The organism is Streptomyces sp. GL_140, from assembly GCF_057834465.1.
In genome coordinates this window covers 7880782-7899066 of the sequence record NZ_CM174404.1, presented here as the reverse complement: position 1 = coordinate 7899066, position 18285 = coordinate 7880782, and the positions used below count along the sequence as shown (strand labels likewise).

The following is an 18285-nucleotide window of genomic DNA, read 5'->3' as shown; positions in this document are numbered from 1 at the left end:
CCGCTCCGGCGTCGTTCAGCACGCGCAGGAGATGCCAGAGCGCGGGGCGGTCAGGTCGTCGATGCGGCGCTGGTCGACGCCCTCGGCGGTCTCGAAGGCGAAGCCCTCGCGGACCCAGTACTCGAAGCCGCCGATCATTTCCTTCACCTGGTAGCCGAGGCGGGCGAAGGCGAGGGCCGCGCGGGTGGCGCCGTTGCAGCCGGGGCCCCAGCAGTAGGTGACCACGGTGGCGCCGGGGTCGATCAGCGTCGGCGCCAGCTCGGCGATCCGCGCCGTCGGGATGTGCAGGGCGCCGGGGATGTGGCCCTGGTCCCAGGCCACGTCGCTGCGGGAGTCGACCACGACCACTCCGGAGACCCCGGCGAGCAGGTCGGCCCGTACGTCGGAGACGTCGGCCTCGAAGGCGAGCCGGGCGGCGTAGTGGGCGGCCGCGTGGACCGGGTCGGCGGCCGGGACGGAGAGGACGGCGCTGGGGACCTGGGCGGTGAGGGTGGCGGACATCTGGAACTCCTCGTGCGGGGTTGTGCGGGGCGGGATCGGGCGCCGTCCGGGTGGTTTCCCTTGCGGCGATGACCCAATCCTCTGCCGTGCGGGCCCGCCGATCGAGTGGCGTGAACGCCTCCGTTCGTCAAGATCCCGCCAGCTCCCGGCAGGGCCCGGAAGGCCCCGGCAGGCCCCGGAAAGGGCCCGTCACCCGCGTGTCACATGCGTACGGCGACCCTCACGAAGGCCTTGCGGTAGGCCGTCGGCGTGGTCCGCATCTGCCGGGTGAAGTGGTGCCGGTAGGTCGCCGTGGAATCGAAGCCGACCGCGGCGGCCACCTCGTCGACCGTGCCCTCCCCCGACTCCAGCAGGGGCAGGCTCGCGGAGACCCGCTGCGAGATGACCCACCGGATCGGGCTCACGCCGTTGCGGCGGGTGAAGTGGCGCAGGAAGGACCGCTCCGACATCCGGGCCTCGCGGGCCAGAGTGGAGACCGAGAGCGGAGTGTGCAGTCGCTGCAGGGCCCAGGTCATGCTCTGGCTGATGCCGTCGTCGGCCGCGTCGGGGCCGATCTCGCCGACCGCCGCCTGGATGAACTGGGCCTGTCCGCCCTCGCGGTGGGGCGGGACGACGAAGCGGCGGGCCACCGTGTTGGCGACGGACGCGCCGTGGTCCGCGCGGACCAGGTAGAGGCAGAGGTCGATGCCGGCGGCGCTGCCCGCGCTGGTCAGCACGTCCCCGTTGTCGACGTAGAGGACGTCCGGGTCGACCTCGATCCCGGGATGGCGCTCGGCGAGGGTCCGGGCGTAGCGCCAGTGGGTGGTGGCGCGGCGGCCGTCGAGGAGGCCGGTCGCGGCGAGCGCAAAGGCCCCCGAGCAGATCGAGACCAGGCGTGCGCCCCGGGCGTGCGCCGCACGCAGGGCGTCGACCAGCGGCTGGGCTATCGGGCCGCCCGCCTGTGAGACCCCGGGGATGATCAGGGTGTCGGCGGCCGCGAGGGCGTCGAGGCCGTGCTCGGCGCGGAGGGTGAACCCGCCGACCACGCGGAGGTCCCGGCCGGGCTCGGCCGAGCAGACCTGGAGCTCGTACCAGGGGATGTCGCCCAGCTCGGGCCGGGAGAGACCGAAGACCTCGACCACCACGGCCAGCTCGAAGGGGGCCATCCCGTCGAAGGCGAGGACCGCCACCTTGTGGGCCGGGGACGGCTTCTTGATCTCGATGTCCACGGCGGTCGAGGTGCGCGGGGCGGCGGCGGAAGTCATGGCCGTACCTTAGCCAGGCCGTACGGGGGCGAGAGGGGCACGATCGGCGGGGCCGGGGCCCGGGGCCCGGGGCCGGGGCCCGGGGCCCGGGGGTCGCCGTCCACCTCGGTCAGTGGACGGCGGCCCCGGCCCCGGCGGCCTGGAGCCCCGCTTCGGCCTAGCCCAGCGCGCCGAACGCCTTGGTGAAGGCCAGCGGCTGCTGGAGGATCGAGCTGCACGTCGGGTCCGCGTAGTTCACGGCTCCGGCCGGGCACTGCTTGTCACGGGCCGCGGACCACATCGCCAGCCGGCCGATCCCCTTCGCCTTCGCGAATTCGACCAGCCTGGTCGCGTCGGACACCGTGAAGATCTCGCTCGCGACGTCGTTGACACCGATCATCGGGGTGACGGCCACCGCCTTCCAGGCGGCCGCGTCGGAGAGTCCGAGTACCGCCTTGATCTGGGCCTGCGTGGCCGTCGCGGCCTGGATGGCGTACTGCCCCATGTTCCCGCCGTAGGCGGGGCCGTAGTCCATCGCCATGATGTTCACCCCGTCGATGCGGACGCCCGCCTTCTTCGCGTCGGCCAACAAGGCCACGCCCGGCTGCGTGAGGCCTTCCGGCATCACGGGCAGTGTGAAGGCCACGTCCAGGCCCGGGTGGGACTTCTGCAGCTGGGCGACGGCCTGCGCCCGGCGGGTGTTGGCCGCGGTGTCGGGCAGGGCCGCGCCCTCGATGTCGAAGTCGACCTTGGTCAGCCGGTACTGGTCGATGACCTTGCCGTACGCGGCGGCCAGCTCGCCCGGGGTCGAGCAGTTCAGCGCCAGCTCGCGTCCGGCAGCTCCGCCGAAGGAGACCCGCACGTCGCCGCCCTTGGCCCGCAGGGCGCCGATCTGTGCGGCGACCTTGTCGCTCGCGAGGTCGGTGACTCCGCCCCAGAGCGGGGTGCAGCCGCCGGAGGAGGTGACGAAGGCGAGGTGGAACTCCTTCACGCCGGTCTTCGCCGCGGTGTCGACCAGGTCGTAGGCCGGGTACAGGGAGGTGTCCACGTACGGGGCGAAGCGCGCTCCCCCGGCCGGAGTTCCGGTCGTCGGGGGCGGCGTGGCGCTCGCGGAGGGCGACGCGGTGCGGGTCGGCTGCACGGAGGGCGCGGCGGAGACGGGCGCGCTCGGGCTCGCGCCCGTGCTCGGGGCGGCCGTCGGGGTGCCGGTGGGGCGGCCTCCCGGCGGGGGCGTCGTCCCCTGGTCGGCCGAGCACTTCGCCCCGTTGATGCGGCAGGCCGTGGGATTGCCGGGGGTGGCGGTCCCACTGGCCACGAAGCCGATCGTGACGGAGGCACCGGGTGCCAGTTCCCTGTTCCAGTCGGCCGGCTTCACGATGACGTGGCGCCCGTCGACCGAGTGGGTGCCGTTCCACAGAGAGTCGATCTTCGTCCCCGCGGGCAGGTCGAACTCCAGGGTCCACCCCTGCTGCGCCTGCCCCTTGCCGTTGGTGATCACGTACTGGGCGGTGTAACCGCCGCTCCAGGAGCTGGACTTCGTGTAGACCGCTCCGACGGCGGCGGCCTGCGCCGTGCCCGTGAACGCGAAGGCGGCGCCACCGATCAGCACCGCCACCGCGATGCCGCCCACCGCCTTCGCCTTCTTGCTCGCCGTGCGCCGGTGACCGGTCGTGGTGCCCATCGCTTGCCTGCCTCTGTAGTGCCGGGGGTCCCGGGGGGGGTGCCGGGGGGTCGGGTACGGAGGAACGCTAGCCGCCCCGAACCGGACACTTGCCCGATTACGGACGAACTGCATGAGCCTTAGGTTCCGCTTAAGGAAGCGATCGGGGGGCGTTAAGCCGGGCGGAAGGCGGAGCGGAGGGCGGAGCGGAGCGCCGGACGAACAGCGGACGAAGAGCGGGCGCAGCGCCGGACGAACAGTGGACGAAGAGCGGGCGCAGCGCCGGACGCAGCGCCGGACCCGCCAAGTCCGTTCCGTGAACAGTCGGTTGATCTTCGGGGTGGGCAGACTCAAAGGCGCATATGCTCCCCCAAGTCCGAACGCCGCGCGAGCCGTAAGGGGACCGCCCCGTGAGTGTCCGCATTCAACCCTCTTCCCAGGTCGACGAGTCGGCCGAACTCGGGGACGGGACCACGATCTGGGATCTGGCACAGGTCCGGGAGGACGCGCGGCTGGGCCGCGACTGCATCGTCGGGCGGGGGGCCTACGTCGGACCCGGCGTGCGGATCGGCAACAACGTGAAGCTGCAGAACTACGCGCTCGTATACGAGCCCGCCGAGCTGGGCGACGGGGTGTTCATCGGCCCGGCCGTCGTCCTGACCAACGATTTCTACCCGCGGGCGGTCGACCCCGACGGCCGCCAGAAGCGCGGCGGCGACTGGGAGGCCGCCGGGGTGGTGGTGGCCGAAGGCGCCTCGCTCGGGGCCCGTTCGGTGTGCGTGGCAGGGGTCCGCGTGGGGCGCTGGGCCCTGGTCGCGGCCGGCGCGGTGGTGTCCCGGGACGTGCCCGATTTCGCACTGGTCGCAGGAGTACCGGCCCGCCGCATCGGCTGGGTGGGGAAGGCCGGCGTCCGCCTGGTGGAGGTAGAGGGCGAACCGGGCGTCTGGGAGTGCCCGCGGACCGGTGAGCTGCACGAAGAGGCCAACGGGACCCTGACGGAGCGAACCTGACGCAACGTCGGCAATTTGGGTCATCGGCATTTCCTCAAAACCACAATCAATGAACATCCTTGGGCATACCTTGTCCCTGTACACGTGATCTGAACCGGCAACGGGCCGCGTTCAGTGGGGGGTTGTACACGACGCGGACATCGCGGACAAAGCGAGGGCAGGCGCGCGAACCGCGTCCGTCCGATGCTGCCGTCCGCGCGTGTCCGGTCCGGGGCATCGCTGGGGGGATCCAGTGGGCGGTCCCGGACGGCTCGTGCCATCGGGGGGAATCACCACGCCGCCGGCACGTGCGCCGTCCTGCGCAATCCCCTTCTGCCGCACGACGACCGAACAGGTCCGTCCGAGGAGCGAAAAGTCAGAGGGGGTAGGTGTGTTGGAGCAGTACGGCTCGGGCATACGGGGTGTGCACGGCACACGGGGAGCCGGGGTGGGGACCCGATGACCACGGCACGATTAGCAGCACTCGCCCACGAGGACCCGTCGCTGCACTCGCTCGCCGAGCGGCTGCTCGCGCTGGCGGAGGCGGGGCTGCCCAGCATGTACCTGCCTGGCGCGGAGACCTTCGTGTTCACCCGGGTGGGGACCACCACCTCCGGCGGCGCCCGCCACGTGGAAAGCCGGGGGACCAGTACCCGGTACGCGGCGATCACCGTGCTGGGGGCCCGGTACCTGCCCGAGGAGCGGCAGCGTCCGCTGTTCGGCGGACACACCGCCGCCGAGTTCACGGGGCTTCTCGTGGAGCGGCTGCCCTCGGTGACCAACCTCGGTGACGCGGCGCTCATCGCCTGGGCCGCCGCCGAGACCGAGCACCCCAAGCTGGCGGACGCCCTCGCGCGGGTGTCCGCCCTGGACCTCCCCGGACGGCCGCAGTACACCGTGGAAGCGGCCTGGGTGCTCTCCGCCCTCACCGCCGCCCGCGGGACGGTGGACGTGGAGGACCGCCTGGCGGCCGCCCGCGACCGCCTGCTGGCGGCCCGGGTCGGGGACGTTCCGCTGTTCCCGCACGCCACCGGGCCGGGGCTGGTCCCCGGATACCGCTCCCACGTGGCCTGTTTCGCCGACCAGACGTATCCGCTCCAGGCACTGGCCCGGCTGCACGCGAGCGGCTCGGACGCCCGGGCCCTGGAGGCCGCCGACGCGTGCGCCGCCAGGATCTGCGCCCTCCAGGGGGACGGCGGCCAGTGGTGGTGGCACTACGACGCCCGCACGGGCGGCGTGGTGGAGGGCTACCCGGTCTACAGCGTGCACCAGCACGCCATGGCCCCGACCGCCCTCTTCGACCTGGCGGACGCCGGCGGCACCGACTTCGGTCCCGCGATCCGGCGCGGACTGCGCTGGATGACGGACGTACCCGAGATCAGCGGGCCCGACGGCACCCCGCGCGAGCCCATGATCCGCGAGGAGTACGGGGTCACCTGGCGCAAGGTCTACCGCGGCGACCCCGCCAAGGCCGTCCGCGCGGCCCGCGGGCTCACCACCCGGGTACTGCCGAAGTCCCGGCTCGCCCCGCTCGACCGGGTCTTCCGCCCCCTGTCGGTGGACCGCGAGTGCAGGCCCTACGAGTTCGGCTGGCTGCTCCACGCCTGGCTCGGGGGGCTCGGGAGATGAACCACAGACAGTCCCTCTTCGGAGTCCCTCTCGACGCCCTGACCATGGACGAGACCGTGCAGCGCTGCCTGGAAGCGGCGCGGCGCGGCGAACAGATAGAGATCGGCATGGTCAACGCCGCCAAGCTGGTCAACATGCGGCGCGACCCCCGCCTCGCCGCAGCGGTGGCCGGCTGCGACCTCGTCCTGGCCGACGGCCAGGCCGTGGTGTGGGCCGGCCGGGTCCTGGGGGTCCGGCTGCCCGAACGGGTCGCGGGAATCGACCTGTTCATGCGGCTGCTGGCCGCGGCGGAGACCGCGGAGGTCCCCGTATACCTGCTCGGCGCCCGTCAGGACGTGCTCGACCTGATGCTCGGCCGGATCGCCGAGCGGTTCCCGGCGCTGCGCGTGGCCGGCAGCCGCAACGGCTACTTCGAGGACTCCGAGCAGGGCGCGATCGCCGATGCCGTCGCGCAGAGCGGGGCCAAACTGCTGTTCCTCGGCATGACCTCGCCCAAGAAGGAGATCTTCACCGCCGGCTACGGCAAGCGCACGGGCGCCGACGTGGTGCACGGGGTCGGCGGGTCCTTCGACATCCTCGCCGGCATCACCAAGCGGGCCCCCCTGCTGTGGCAGCGGATGGGGCTCGAATGGTTCTACCGCACCCTCCAGGAACCGCGCCGCCTCGGAAAGCGCTACCTCACCACCAATGCCGCCTTCCTCCTCATGACGGTCCGGGAACTCATCCGCCGTACACCGTCTGCCCCTTCCGCGAACAGGAGTCACTGATGCGCGTAGTCGTCGTGGGACAGGGATACGTCGGCCTTCCGCTGGCCATCAGGGCCGCCGAGGTCGGACACCAAGTGGTCGGGTACGACGTGGACTCGCGGCGGGTCAAGAGCCTCGCCGCCGGCGAGTCGTACGTGGAGGACGTCTCCTCCGCACGGCTGGCCCGGGCGCTGGAGGCGGGCACCTACCAGGCCAGCGAACTCGCCCGCGACTGCGGCGGTTTCGACGTGGCGGTCGTCACCGTGCCGACCCCGCTGAGGGACGGCGCCCCCGACCTCAGCTACATCGAGGAGTCCGCGCACACGCTCGCCCGCTTCCTGCGGCCGGGCGCGACCGTCGTGCTGGAGTCCACCACCTATCCGGGCACCACCGAGGAGATGTTCGGCCCGATCCTGGAGGACGGCTCCGGTCTCACCGCCGGCGTCGACTTCCACCTCGGCTACAGTCCCGAGCGCATCGACCCCGGCAACGCGGTGTGGGGCTTCCAGCAGACGCCCAAGGTCGTCTCGGGTGTGGACGAGGCCTCCCTCAAGGCCGTGGAGAGCTTCTACGCGGGTCTCGTCGACAAGACGGTCCCGGTGCGCTCGCCCAAGGAGGCGGAGCTGGCGAAGCTGCTGGAGAACACCTTCCGGCACGTGAACATCGCCCTGGTCAACGAGATAGCCATGTTCGCCCGTCACCTCGACATCGACGTGTGGCAGACCATCGAGGCCGCCGCCAGCAAGCCGTTCGGCTTCATGAAGTTCACCCCGGGCCCCGGGGTCGGCGGCCACTGCCTGCCGATCGACCCCTCGTACCTGTCCTGGCGGGTGCAGCGGGAACTCGGCCAGAACTTCCGCTTCGTCGAGCTGGCCAACGACATCAACAGCCACATGCCCGAGTACGTCGCCCGCCGCGTCATGGACGCGCTCAACGCGAAGCGCCGTTCGGTCAACGGGTCCCGGATCCTGCTCCTGGGACTGGCGTACAAGAAGAACACCGGCGACGCCCGGGAGTCCCCGGCGGTACGGGTCTCCCAGCTGCTCCTCGACATGGGTGCCAAGGTCCGCGCGGCCGACCCCCACGTGGTGGAGAACATCAAGGTCGACGCCCGCCTCTCGCGGGTGGAGCCGACCCGCAAGGAGCTGGCCGCCGCCGACGTGGTCGTCCTGCTGACGGACCACGACTCCTTCGACTACCGGATGATCACCGAGCACGCCTCGCTGATCCTCGACTGCCGCAACCGGCTGTCCGGGCCCACCGTGGAGGTGCTCTGACCCGATGGCGAGGATCATCTGCGTGGCCGGCGCCCGGCCCAACTACATGAAGATCAAACCGGTGATGGACGCGTTGGAGGGCCGCGGCGCCGAGGTCGTCCTGGTCCACACCGGCCAGCACTACGACGAGTCCATGAACGACGTGTTCTTCCGCGACCTCGGCATCCGTCCCCCCGACCGGTACCTGGGGGCCGGCTCGGGCAGCCACGCCCAGCAGACCGGCCGGGTGATGGCGGCCTTCGAGCCGCTGGTCGAGGAGCTGGCCCCGGACGCCGTCGTGGTGGTCGGTGACATCAACTCCACGCTCGCCTGCGCCCTGGTCACCGCGAAGGCCGGTCCGCTGCTGGCCCACGTGGAGGCCGGCCTGCGCAGCCGTGACTGGAGCATGCCCGAGGAGGTCAACCGGGTCGCCACCGACCGGGTCAGCGACTACCTGCTGGCCCCCTCCCCCGACGCCGCCGCGAACCTGCGGGCGGAGGGGTACCGGGAGGACCAGATCCACGTCGTCGGCAATGTCATGATCGACACCCTGCTCGCCAACCTGGAGCGGGCCAGGCGCTCCGACGTCCTGGACCGCTACGGGCTCACCCGCGGCGGATACGGCCTGGTCACCCTGCACCGGCCGGCCAACGTGGACGATCCCGCCGCCCTGCGCGGCCTCCTGAAGGCCCTGGGCGAGATCGCCGGACGCTGTCCACTGCTCCTGCCCGTGCACCCGCGGGCCGCCGAGCGGCTGGCCGAGATCGGCGTACCCGACGGCATCCGGCTGGTGCCGGCCGCCGGATACCTCGACTTCATCGCGCTGCAGGACTCCGCCCGCGTGGTGCTCACCGACTCCGGGGGCATCCAGGAGGAGACCACCGCGCTGGGCGTCCCCTGCGTGACCCTCCGGGAGAACACCGAGCGGCCCATCACGGTCGAGGAGGGCACCAACGTCCTGGCGGGCACCGACCCGGCCCGCATCACGGCCACGGTCCACCGGGTGCTCGACGATCCGCCCGCCCCGCGCTGTCCCGAGCTCTGGGACGGCCGCGCGAGCGAGCGCATCGCCTCGGTGCTGCTGGACGGAGCGACCGGGTCGACCCGGCCGCGGCCCACCGATCTGGTCCCGGCCGGGGTGCCGGGAACGCCGTAGAGCACGGCGACTCAACACCGCGACAACCGTATTCACCGCAAATGAAAGAGCGGCGGCGCGTGCAGGACACGACGCCGCCGCGAGGGGGACAGACCATGGATCTCGCGGAGATCTGGCGGGTCATGCGACGGCGCTGGTACGTACTGCTGCCCGGACTGCTGGTCACGGCCGCGCTGATCGCCGGGGTGTACCTGCTGGTCCCGGTGAACTACCGGTCCCAGAGCACGGTGACTCTCCTGAACTCGAAGAAGGCCACGGTGGCCTTCGACGGCAACCCCTTCCTGAGCACCCAGGCCTCGCTCACCGGCATGGCCGACGGTCTGGCCCGCAACCTGAACTCCGACGACTCCCGGGCGGACCTCAAGTCCCAGGGCGTCACCGGGGAGTACGAGGCGAAGATCGCCGACAACGCCCTGGGCCCCTTCATGTGGCTGAGCGTGACCGGGACCGATCCGGCCGCCGTGCTGAAGTCGGACCAGCTCTTCACCGCGTACGCCGAGAAGCGGCTGCAGGAGTTCCAGGCGCAGCAGTCGGTGACTCCGGAGGCCATGATCCGCATGGCGACGCTCGTCCCGCCCCAGGAGCCGGAGGCGCAGACCAAGACCCGGCTCCAGTACCTGGTGATGGCGGGGGCGCTGGGCTTCGTACTCAGCCTGGTGGCCACCTTCTTCGTGGAGGCCCGCAAGCGGCCCAAGGGACCGGGCCGGCACCGGCCCGCCCTCGGCGAGGGCTCCGGAACGGGCGAAGGACCCGGCGGAGGCGGGGACGGCGGCGGCGGGGACAGCGGCGGCGGGGACAGCGGTGACGGGCCCGGACAGGGGCCCGGCCGGGTGGACCCGCCGGCCGCCAAGGACACCCGCGACCCCTCGGAGACCCTGCAGATGAAGGTTCACCGTCCGGCGGCCACCGGCACGGCCGGGCCGAAGTGAGCGGCGCCACGACGGACGGCACGACGGACGAGCAGACCACCCCCGCGGCGCCGTCGCTGGGGCGCAAGGTCGGCTCCGCCGCCCGGTGGAGCCTGGTCAACACCGTGGTCATGCGCCTGGGCAACTTCGTCACCGGCATCATCCTGGCCCGCTTCTTCCTCGGGCCCGAGGCCTGGGGCGTGTACGGGATCGCCCAGACGGTGTTGCTGGTCCTGCTCTCCGCGAACGAGCTCGGCGTGTCCCTGGCCATCGTGCGCTGGGAGGGCGACCCGCGCCGGTTCGCCCCGACCGTGCTCACCCTGTCCACCGCGACCAGCTGCCTGCTCTACGCCGCGCTGTTCACGGCGGCCCCCACGGTGGCCCGGGTGCTCGGCTCGCCGGAGGCCTCCGGGATCCTGCGGGTGATGTGCCTGTGCGTGGTGATCGACGGGGTGGCCCAGGTACCCGGCGGCTTCCTCACCCGCGAGTTCGCCCAGGGCAAGCGGATGCTCATCGACGGACTCAACTTCGTGGTCAGCACCGCGCTGACGCTGCTGCTGGCCTTCGAGGGCCTGGGCGCGATGAGCTTCGCCTGGGGAGCCGTGGCGGGCAACGTCGTCACGCTGATCGGCTGCCGACTGGCGGCGCCGGGCACCCTGAAGTTCGGCTGGGACTCCGGGCAGGCCCGGGCCCTGCTCGGGTTCGGGCTCCCGCTGGCAGGTGCGAGCATGCTGGCCCTCGCCGTGGTCAACGTCGACACCATGGTGGTGGGCGCGACGCTGGGCAACCTGTCCCTGGGCTTCTACGTGCTCGCCTTCAACATCTCCGGCTGGCCCGTGCGGATCATCTCCGAGGCCGCCCGCCGGGTCTCCTTCGCCGGATTCTCCCGCCTGGCCGACTCCCCGAAGGCCCTCGCCGAGGGCTTCAGCCGCGCCCTGGGCGTGGTGGTGACCGGCACGGTACCGCTGTGCGTGCTCCTGGCGGGCCTCGCCGGGCCCGTGATCGAGCTGATCTACGGCAGCCAGTGGGCCCCCGCCGCCGCGGCGCTGCCCTGGCTGATGGCCCTCGGACTGATCCGCATCGGCTCCGAACTCGCCTTCGACTGCCTGGTGGCGATCGGGCAGCGGCGCTCCCTGTTCCTGGTGCAGGGCCTGTGGCTGGTGGCCCTGATCCCGGTCCTCTTCTTCGCGGCCCGCCTGAACGGCATCGTCGGAGTCTCCCAGGCCCATGTCCTGGTCGCCGGCGGCATGGTGGTGCCGGTGTTCCTCTTCGCGCTCAGCCGCGGGGGCATCGGCGTCGGGCGGATCGTCAGGGCCTGTGCCTGGCCCTTCCTCGGCGGGGCCGTGATGGCCGTGATCATCTTCGGGCTGGAGCGCAGGCTGGGCGACGGCCGGCTCGCCCTCCTCGCCATCGGCACAATCGCCCTGGCCGCGTACGCGGTGTGCGTACTGCCCAGCCGCGGCTTCCTGCGCGGTGTCCCCCGCGCCGGACGGCCCCGCCACGGCCGGACCGGTCCCGCGCACCGGTCCGGCCAACCCGACAGGACATGAGGTGAGCCGGATGTCACGGCGTCTGAGCCCGAGGCTGCTCGCAGGTCTGCTGATCGCGGCCCTGCTGGCGGTCATGGGCGTGGCCTGCACGAAATCGGACGGGCCGAAGTTACCGGACTGCCGGGACGAGGCGCGGACCTGCCCCGCGACCGGGTCCCCGGCATCCCCGAGCCCCGGTGAGCCGACCGCGTCCGCCGGGACCACCGGTCCGCCCGCCACGGCCTCCGGCTCTCCGTCCCCGACAGGGAAGCCCACTCCGACGGCCGGCCCGAGCAGTGGCTCCGCCTCGCCCAAGGACCCGGCCTCCTGCACCTCGCCCGGAGCCTGCGGATTCCCCGACGCCGGTTCGACCGGTCCGCGGATCCCGCTCACTCCCCACAAGACCGGGTACATGGCGGTCCGTACCGATGGGATGGTCATCCGGGGCTGGGACATCACCGGCTCGCTCGACATCTACGCGAACGACGTCACCGTCATCGACAGCAAGATCACCTCCGACAGCTGGTGGGGCGTCAACCTGCGCCCCGGCTTCAGCGGTCTGCGGGTCCTGCACTCCACCATCACCGCCGTCCCCGGCAAGGGGCCGGACAACGGCGGTGTGGACTACGCGGTGTCGAACATGGGCGGCAGCTCCGTCGAAGTCGGCTGGTGCGACGTCTCGGTGTTCGGCGACGCCCTGTCCATGGGACAGGGGAACCTGCACGACAACTACGTGCACGACATCGTTCCGTTCGTCAACCTGGGCGGCGAATGGCAGCACACCAACGCCGTCATCAGCGGCGGCGGCAACACCGGCCACCTGATCATCCGCCACAACACCCTGCTGAACCCGACCGGCCTCAAGGAAGGGGCCTCGGGGAGCATCGGCCTGTTCGCGGACACCGGGGTGGTCCGCAACGTCACCGTGGACAACAACTGGATCGCCGGCGGCGCGTACGCCCTCTACGGCGGTGACACGGGCGCCACCGAGATCAAGATCACCGACAACATCTTCTCGACGCAGTACCACCCCGCCTCCGGCGGCTACGGCGTGGTCGCCCACTGGAACGCGGGCGGCGCCGGAAACGTGTGGCGGGGCAACCGGATGTCCGACGGCCGACCGGTCTTCCCCGAGCCGGCCCCGTGAGCGGGGCGACCTGCCGGGAGGCAAACACCATGATGCGTCGTATCGCGCGGGCCCCCTGGACGCTGCTCAAGGCCGCGTTCGGCTGGCTGGTGCTCTTCGAGACCAGGAACAAGATCCTCCTGGCCCCGTCCGCCATCGCGCTGCGCCGCATCGAGAACGCCGAGACCCGAAGGCTCGCCGCCGCTCTCCCGTCCGGGGCCGAGGCGCTCGTCGCCACGGTGATCGCCACCCACCGCCGCCCCGAGGCACTGCGCGCCGCGGTGCGCTCGGCGCTGGCACAGAGCGTGCGCGACCAGGTCGTCATCGTCGTGGACGACGGCGCAGGCCTGCCCGAACTGCCCCAGGACCCCAGGCTGTTCGCCGTGTCCCTGGCGGCCAACACCGGCACCGCCGGAGTGGTCCGCAACGTCGGGATCCGGCTGACGCGCTCCCGCTACGTCGCCTTCCTGGACGACGACAACCTGTGGGAGCCGGACCATCTCGCCCGCGCCCTGGAGGTACTGGAGTCCCCCGGCGGCCCCGACGGCATCTACACGGCACTGCGCCGCGTCCTGCCCGACGGAAGCGAGCAGGACGTCCTGTCGGTGCCCTACGACCGGCGCAGGGCCGCCCGGGAGGCCTTCCTGGACACCAACGCCTTCGTCGCCCGCCGCAATCGCTCCCTCCGCTTCAGCCGGCTGCGGCGGACACCGGAGGTCCTCCCCCGTGAGGACTGGGAGTTGATCCGCCGCTACGCCCGCAGGCACCGGGTGCTCCACGTGCCGCACCCCACGGTCCGGTACCTGATGAACCCGGCCAGCTTCTACACCCAGTGGCGGCAGGCCTGATGAAGTTTTCCGTTCCGAATCCTTTTACGAGTACAGGTGGTTGATCCCATGCCCCGATCACGCGCCCTCAGAAACAAGTTCGTCGACGCGCCCGGTTCGCTGGGCGAACGCCTGCGCATCGCCCGCTGGGAACGGTTCCAGCGCTGCTTCCCCGGCATCGAGAGCATGAGCGTCGTCGACCTGGGCGGGACCGCCGAGATGTGGCTGCGCGCGCCCGTGCGCGCCAAGCACGTGCACCTGATCAATCTCGAGGAGCACCCCGCCGAACTGCCCGACTGGATCACCGCCGAGATCGCGGACGTCACCGACCCGGATGTCGCCGCGGAACTGAGCGGCCAGGGTGGCTACGACCTGGTGTTCTCCAACTCGACCATCGAGCACGTGGGCGGCCACAGCCAGCGCCGGCGGTTCGTCGCCGCCGTCGAGTCGCTGGCGCCGCGCCACTGGATCCAGACGCCGTACCGCTACTTCCCGGTCGAGCCGCATTTCGTGGCCCCCGGCTTCCAGTTCCTGCCCCTGGCCGCCAGGGCCCGTCTCGTACGGCACTGGCCGCTCGTCCACAGCCGCCCCGACAGCCCGGATTCGGCGATGAACGCCGTGATCAACATCGAGCTGCTCACCCGCACCGAGATGCGCTACCTGTTCCCCCGATCGGTGCTGCTCAGCGAGCGGGTGCTCGGTGCGACGAAGTCGCTGACCGCCGTACGAACGGAGCCCGCATGCTGAACAACCTCATCAACAGACACGACGCGGACCGGCTGCTGCGCAAGGTGCGGCGCCTGGAGCTCGACCCGGTGCTGGCCAAGCTGCGGGTGCGCGGCGGAGCGCGAGTGGTGGAGCACTGGTCGCAGGTCGACCCGTCGCTGACCGAGTGGTGGGCGATCCCGGCGGTCGTCAAGCGGTGGAACCTGCTGATGGCCGGGGACGCGGACACCTCCTTCCCCCGGTACGTGGCCGCCGAGCACTTCGCGCCGCGCACCGATCTGCGCGGCCTGTCGCTGGGGTGCGGCACCGGCGGGAACGAACTGCTCTGGGCGAAGACCGGCGCGTTCGGCCTCCTGGAGGGCGTGGACGTGGCGCAGCAACGGATCGACTTCGCCACCCGCACCGCCGCCGAGGAGGGTCTGGCCGACGTCCTGCGTTTCCGGGTCACCGACGTCAACCGGATGACCAGCGACGGGGAACGCTTCGACGTGCTGCTGGGCCTGCAGTCGCTGCACCACTTCGACGACCTGGACGAGACCCTGCCCCGGTTGTCGCAACTCATCGAGCCCGACGGCATGTTCGTGATCGACGAGTTCGTCGGACCCACCCGGTTCCAGTGGACCGACGCCCAACTGGACGCCGCGAACGCGCTGCTGGCGCAGATCCCCGAGGAGCGGCGGCGGCTGGCCGACGGCCGGATCAAGCGGCGCGTCGTGCGGCCGAGCAGGCTGTCGATGGTGCTGGACGACCCCTCCGAGGCGGTCGACGCGGCGGCGCTGCTGCCGGGCCTGCGACGCCATTTCGAGGTGGTCGAGGAACGGCCCTACGGGGGTACGGTGCTGCACATCGCGTTCTCCGGGATCGCGCACAACTTCCGCGATCAGGAGCCGCAGACGCTGGAGCTCCTGGAACGGTGCTTCGCCGCCGAGGACGCGGCGCTGCCGGACGTGGGGCACGATTTCATCGCCATGGTCTGCCGCCCGCGGAGCGCGGGCTAGCCCGAGACGCCGGGCCGCGGCCGCGGCCCGGCGCACGTTCCCGCTCAGGGCCCCGGAACGGCCCGCAGGGCGCCCGGTCGTACGAGGGCGGCCGCGGCCGCCCGGCTGGCGGGCCGGCCGAGGACGGCGCGGGAGGTCTCCCGGAGCAGGACGGCGGCGCGGAACGCGGCCGTGGCGAGGGCGCCGTGCCGACGCCGGTAGAGGCGGACCCGGTTGAGGGTGAGCAGGGTCCACAGCCGGGGCGAGACCCTGGACTCTCCGCCGAGGTGCACGGCTTCGGCGGCCGGCTCCAGCCGGGTGCGAAATCCCAGATCGCGGGCGCGCAGGCAGTACTCGGTCTCCTCCGAGTAGAGGAAGAAGGACTCGTCCCAGGGTCCGCAGGCCGCCAGGCAGTCCGCGGACAGGGCCATCAGCGCTCCGGTCGCCCAGTCCGCGTAGGTGGGCCGCTCGTAGGCGGCGGGGTCGGTGACCAGTTCGCTCAGGCGGGGGAAGCGCCCGGCCCGCCGGTTGCCGATGACGGCCTCGCCCAGGGCGCGGGTCACGCTCGACTCCCTCCGGAGCGAGGGCAGCGGTGCCTCGCGGCCCTCTTCGTACAGGAGGGGGACGCTGATGCCCGTCCGGGTGTCGAGGGCGTCCACGAGGAGCTTGCCGCAGCCCTGGCGCATGCGGATGTCGGGGTTGCAGATCAGGACGGCCCGGTAGCCGTCCTCCCATCCGGCGGCCGCGCCCAGTGCCGCGTTGACGCCGCCCGCGTATCCGGCGTTGCGGCCGGTGTGGACGACCGTGGCCTCGGGTACGAGTTCGCCGAGGACGCGGACGGTGTCGTCGGCGGAGTCGTTGTCGGCGACGACGAGCCTCCAGTCGAGCCCCGCCATGCCCTCGGGGAGCGCGGCGAGGAAGCCCGGGAGCACGGCGGCACTGTTCCAGGTGACGATGAGCACGGCGACAGGCCTCTGGTGGGACATCATGACTCCACGAGTTGGGGAAGTGGCGGTCCGGCGGCCCCGCCCGGGGCGGTGCTCCCCCTGCTCCCGCCGGTCTCCTCGGCGGTGGCGGCGGCCGCCTCGCGGCGGACGAAGCCGAGGTAGCTGCCGCCCGCGCCGAGGACGAGGAAGAAGATTCCGGCGTACATGGGGAAGCTGAGCGCGTCGAAGGTGGCGCTGATGACCAGGGCGACCAGGGCCGAGGCCAGGAACGCCTGCCCGAGTTCACGGTCCGATTCGGTGCGGGCGAGCCGGCGTACGGCGCCGCCGGTGTGTATCCCGGTGACGAACAGGGCGATGAGCGCGACCAGCCCGAGGACGCCCATCTCGGCCAGGGTCAGCATGTACTGGTTGTCCGTGAAGAAGTACAGCTCGGGGATGAAGGTCCCGAACCCGCGCCCGAACCAGAGGTGTTCGTTCAGATAAGGGACGATGGCGCTGTACTTGACGGTACGCGCCTGGGTGCTGCTGTCGGAGTTGGACAGGAAGCTGGCGAACAGGTTGGTGATGGTCCCGATCAGCCCGGGAATGATCACCTTGAAGACGGCCACCGACCCGAGGATGATCGCCATCGCGGCCCAGCGCCGCTGCGGCTTCCAGCGGGGCACCAGGACCAGCACCGCGATGAACGCCCCGATGATGGAGGTCCGCGAGACGGTCAGCGGCAGGGCGCCGCCCATCAGGATCACCGGCGCCCAGCGGCGCCAGCCGCTCAGGTGTTTGCGGACCGGGTCGAAGGCCTGGTGCACGGCGAAGGGCACCAGGATGGCGAGCATCCCACCGAATTCCAGAGGGTGCGCGGTGGTGGCGCGCGGCCTGGTGAACGCCCCCCGGTCCATTGCGACGATCTGCGCCGAGCTCGACTGGAGCCCGGGGATGGTGATGTGCTCGGCGATGTTCGTCGCGGTGAAGAAGTCGTAGTAGCCGAAGGCGGCGACCACCGAGCCCATCACCACGGCCCGTCGCATCAGGACGTCGAGGCGGCTCCGGTCCTGGATGCCGGCGGAGACCAGCACCACGATGGAGACCCAGACGAGCAGCCCGATCAGGCCGCGGTCCGCCGCGAGGACCTCTTTGTGGGTGCTGCCCCGGGTGGCGTTGACGAGGTAGGAGGCCAGGACGGCGACGCTCAGCAGCCACATCACGACCCGGGTCAGCCGGGTGCCCGGGGCGGGCCGGATCCGGCCGGTCAGCCAGGTGGCCAGGTACCAGATCAGGCCGAGGAGCGCGAAGACGTTGGCCGGGGTGCCCACTCCGCCCATGCCAGGGAGCGTCAGGTTGGAGGGGATGAAGAAGGCCAGCGCCAGGTAGCCGGTGAGCAGTGCGGTGGCGTCCGGCTGGCGGCCCCGCAGCCGCCTGCTGAGCCGGCCCCTGGGCGCCGGCCTGCCGGCCGCGGCGGCGGCCTCGCGCCTGCGGCGGCGGACCACCAGCAGGGTCTCGGTCACGAAGGAGAGCCCGAAGCCGGCGACGACGCCCGCGACGACGACGCCCAGCACCTGCTGGTAGCGGGCCTTGAGCTGGGGCACGGGGGTCTGCGGGAGCACCACGGGGGCGGTCTGCACCATGTACGCGGGCTGCACCTTGGCCGCGGCCTGGAGTGCGTTGAGCTGCTCACCGGCGAAGTTGGTGAGCGTGGTGGTCTCCTTGAGCACCTTCTCACGGTCTATGCCCGTGACGGTTAAAGTGATGACCGGACCCGAGGTGTTCGCGGCGAACCCGACCGTGTAGGGGTCGGCCACGCCGAGGCCGTGCAGGTCGCGCGCCGCGTCGGCGCCCGACAGGGTGCGGATCAGCACGTCGGCGGTCACGACCAGCGAACCGCCCGCGTTCGAGATGGGGTTGCCGAAGGTGGGGGCCAGCTGGGCCACCGCCGCGGAGTCGAGCAGCGCCACCGAGCTCTGCGACTGGTACGCCACGGGCACCGACCGGTACAGGTTCAGCCCGGCGAGGAGCCCGAGCAGGGTCAGGGGCACCATCACGTACCAGCGGCGCCGCAGCACGGCGAATATCTCACTGATGCTCACGAAC

At 71.8% G+C, this 18285-nt stretch carries 16 protein-coding genes; 11 read left to right on the top strand and 5 right to left on the bottom strand.

Annotated features, from left to right (window positions below; all coding sequences use genetic code 11):
- Positions 1-15: 15 nt before the first annotated feature.
- From AC3IYJ_RS36650 to AC3IYJ_RS36640, 3 genes are all read right to left on the bottom strand, one after another.
- The gene (locus AC3IYJ_RS36650) at positions 16-501 is read right to left on the bottom strand and encodes a rhodanese-like domain-containing protein (protein ID WP_489398827.1); all 486 of its coding nucleotides are present in this window, start codon (positions 499-501) and stop codon (positions 16-18) included.
- A gap of 200 nt (positions 502-701) precedes the next feature.
- A complete protein-coding gene (locus tag AC3IYJ_RS36645; RefSeq protein ID WP_489398826.1) occupies positions 702-1745 on the bottom strand; it encodes a DJ-1/PfpI family protein in 1044 nt (347 codons plus the stop codon).
- 157 nt (positions 1746-1902) lie between these two features.
- Positions 1903-3405 (bottom strand): cellulose binding domain-containing protein, encoded by a 1503-nt coding sequence (locus tag AC3IYJ_RS36640; protein WP_489398825.1) that lies wholly within the window; start codon positions 3403-3405, stop codon positions 1903-1905.
- Positions 3406-3794: 389 nt separating this feature from the next.
- On the opposite strand from AC3IYJ_RS36640, the gene AC3IYJ_RS36635 reads away from it, so the two are divergent.
- The 11 genes from AC3IYJ_RS36635 to AC3IYJ_RS36585 all read left to right on the top strand — a co-directional run bounded on the left by AC3IYJ_RS36635 (position 3795) and on the right by AC3IYJ_RS36585 (position 15274).
- Positions 3795-4394, top strand: coding sequence for an acyltransferase (locus tag AC3IYJ_RS36635; RefSeq protein WP_489398824.1), 600 nt, complete (start codon positions 3795-3797; stop codon positions 4392-4394).
- A 438-nt stretch (positions 4395-4832) separates the two neighbouring features.
- Positions 4833-6002, top strand: coding sequence for a hypothetical protein (locus AC3IYJ_RS36630; RefSeq protein ID WP_489398823.1), 1170 nt, complete (start codon positions 4833-4835; stop codon positions 6000-6002).
- The gene (locus AC3IYJ_RS36625) at positions 5999-6769 is read left to right on the top strand and encodes a WecB/TagA/CpsF family glycosyltransferase (protein WP_489398822.1); all 771 of its coding nucleotides are present in this window, start codon (positions 5999-6001) and stop codon (positions 6767-6769) included. Before AC3IYJ_RS36630 ends, AC3IYJ_RS36625 begins: the two co-directional genes overlap by 4 nt.
- Positions 6769-8025, top strand: a complete 1257-nt coding sequence (locus AC3IYJ_RS36620; RefSeq protein ID WP_489398821.1) for a nucleotide sugar dehydrogenase — start codon at positions 6769-6771, stop codon at positions 8023-8025. Before AC3IYJ_RS36625 ends, AC3IYJ_RS36620 begins: the two co-directional genes overlap by 1 nt.
- A gap of 4 nt (positions 8026-8029) precedes the next feature.
- Entirely contained in the window at positions 8030-9160 is a 1131-nt protein-coding gene (gene wecB / locus AC3IYJ_RS36615; RefSeq protein WP_489398820.1) for a non-hydrolyzing UDP-N-acetylglucosamine 2-epimerase, read from the top strand.
- Between the two features lie 95 nt (positions 9161-9255).
- Entirely contained in the window at positions 9256-10089 is an 834-nt protein-coding gene (locus tag AC3IYJ_RS36610) for a YveK family protein (RefSeq protein ID WP_489398819.1), read from the top strand.
- A complete protein-coding gene (locus AC3IYJ_RS36605) occupies positions 10086-11618 on the top strand; it encodes an oligosaccharide flippase family protein (protein ID WP_489398818.1) in 1533 nt (510 codons plus the stop codon). The genes AC3IYJ_RS36610 and AC3IYJ_RS36605 overlap by 4 nt, the downstream gene beginning before the upstream one ends.
- Before the next feature lie 10 nt (positions 11619-11628).
- Positions 11629-12744: a right-handed parallel beta-helix repeat-containing protein gene (locus AC3IYJ_RS36600; protein WP_489398817.1), complete on the top strand. Its 1116-nt coding sequence runs from the start codon at positions 11629-11631 to the stop codon at positions 12742-12744.
- A gap of 29 nt (positions 12745-12773) precedes the next feature.
- Entirely contained in the window at positions 12774-13571 is a 798-nt protein-coding gene (locus tag AC3IYJ_RS36595) for a glycosyltransferase family 2 protein (protein WP_489398816.1), read from the top strand.
- A gap of 48 nt (positions 13572-13619) precedes the next feature.
- Entirely contained in the window at positions 13620-14297 is a 678-nt protein-coding gene (locus AC3IYJ_RS36590; protein WP_489398815.1) for a class I SAM-dependent methyltransferase, read from the top strand.
- Positions 14291-15274, top strand: a complete 984-nt coding sequence (locus AC3IYJ_RS36585) for a class I SAM-dependent methyltransferase (protein ID WP_489398814.1) — start codon at positions 14291-14293, stop codon at positions 15272-15274. Before AC3IYJ_RS36590 ends, AC3IYJ_RS36585 begins: the two co-directional genes overlap by 7 nt.
- Before the next feature lie 44 nt (positions 15275-15318).
- Here the strand turns inward: AC3IYJ_RS36585 and AC3IYJ_RS36580 are convergent, their stop codons facing one another.
- Both AC3IYJ_RS36580 and AC3IYJ_RS36575 read right to left on the bottom strand, forming a co-directional pair.
- The gene (locus AC3IYJ_RS36580; protein ID WP_489398813.1) at positions 15319-16242 is read right to left on the bottom strand and encodes a glycosyltransferase family 2 protein; all 924 of its coding nucleotides are present in this window, start codon (positions 16240-16242) and stop codon (positions 15319-15321) included.
- On the bottom strand, positions 16239-18281 hold the full coding sequence (locus AC3IYJ_RS36575; RefSeq protein WP_489398812.1) for an O-antigen ligase family protein: 2043 nt from the start codon (positions 18279-18281) through the stop codon (positions 16239-16241). Before AC3IYJ_RS36575 ends, AC3IYJ_RS36580 begins: the two co-directional genes overlap by 4 nt.
- Positions 18282-18285 lie beyond the last annotated feature (4 nt).

What these genes read in the sequence shown, in the direction of transcription:
- AC3IYJ_RS36650 (WP_489398827.1), bottom strand. Translation starts at nt 501, where the DNA reads ATGTCCGCCACCCTCACCGCCCAGGTCCCCAGCGCCGTCCTCTCCGTC.
- AC3IYJ_RS36645 (WP_489398826.1), bottom strand. Translation starts at nt 1,745, where the DNA reads ATGACTTCCGCCGCCGCCCCGCGCACCTCGACCGCCGTGGACATCGAG.
- AC3IYJ_RS36640 (WP_489398825.1), bottom strand. Translation starts at nt 3,405, where the DNA reads ATGGGCACCACGACCGGTCACCGGCGCACGGCGAGCAAGAAGGCGAAG.
- AC3IYJ_RS36630 (WP_489398823.1), top strand. Translation starts at nt 4,833, where the DNA reads ATGACCACGGCACGATTAGCAGCACTCGCCCACGAGGACCCGTCGCTG.
- AC3IYJ_RS36625 (WP_489398822.1), top strand. Translation starts at nt 5,999, where the DNA reads ATGAACCACAGACAGTCCCTCTTCGGAGTCCCTCTCGACGCCCTGACC.
- AC3IYJ_RS36620 (WP_489398821.1), top strand. Translation starts at nt 6,769, where the DNA reads ATGCGCGTAGTCGTCGTGGGACAGGGATACGTCGGCCTTCCGCTGGCC.
- wecB (WP_489398820.1), top strand. Translation starts at nt 8,030, where the DNA reads ATGGCGAGGATCATCTGCGTGGCCGGCGCCCGGCCCAACTACATGAAG.
- AC3IYJ_RS36610 (WP_489398819.1), top strand. Translation starts at nt 9,256, where the DNA reads ATGGATCTCGCGGAGATCTGGCGGGTCATGCGACGGCGCTGGTACGTA.
- AC3IYJ_RS36600 (WP_489398817.1), top strand. Translation starts at nt 11,629, where the DNA reads ATGTCACGGCGTCTGAGCCCGAGGCTGCTCGCAGGTCTGCTGATCGCG.
- AC3IYJ_RS36595 (WP_489398816.1), top strand. Translation starts at nt 12,774, where the DNA reads ATGATGCGTCGTATCGCGCGGGCCCCCTGGACGCTGCTCAAGGCCGCG.
- AC3IYJ_RS36590 (WP_489398815.1), top strand. Translation starts at nt 13,620, where the DNA reads ATGCCCCGATCACGCGCCCTCAGAAACAAGTTCGTCGACGCGCCCGGT.
- AC3IYJ_RS36585 (WP_489398814.1), top strand. Translation starts at nt 14,291, where the DNA reads ATGCTGAACAACCTCATCAACAGACACGACGCGGACCGGCTGCTGCGC.
- AC3IYJ_RS36580 (WP_489398813.1), bottom strand. Translation starts at nt 16,242, where the DNA reads ATGATGTCCCACCAGAGGCCTGTCGCCGTGCTCATCGTCACCTGGAAC.